Raw genomic sequence first — 324 nt, 5'->3', positions numbered from 1 at the left:
ACCCACTGCAGCGTGGCCGTAGCCGCCTCCACCCGGCGCGCTACCCAATAGCGTTGCCGCTGGAACGGATACGTCGGCAATGGCACCCGCCGCCGTTCCTCACCCTCGAAGTACCCCGCCCAATCCACCGATACCCCACGCACCCACAGCCGCCCCAGCGCTTGCGCCAGCCAGCGGCCATCCGCTCCGCCCTGCTGCACGTGCCGCACGCTGTTCACGATGCTCCGCCCCGCTGCACCGGCCAGCTGCCGCACCAGCCCCGACAGCGTGTTACCCGGACCCACCTCCAGCAGCACCGCCTCCGGCTCCGCCGCCAGCAGCCGC

1 protein-coding gene is annotated in these 324 nt (G+C 72.2%); it reads right to left on the bottom strand.

Going from position 1 to position 324, the window contains the following annotated elements; all coding sequences use genetic code 11:
- The coding region (locus NLI84_RS09055; RefSeq protein WP_255989743.1) for a hypothetical protein at positions 1-324 on the bottom strand (324 nt) is incomplete at both ends.

The organism is Chitinolyticbacter albus, assembly GCF_024437655.1.
GTDB lineage: Bacteria > Pseudomonadota > Gammaproteobacteria > Burkholderiales > Chitinibacteraceae > Chitinolyticbacter > Chitinolyticbacter albus.
This window is presented reverse-complemented; position numbering and strand designations above follow the sequence as displayed.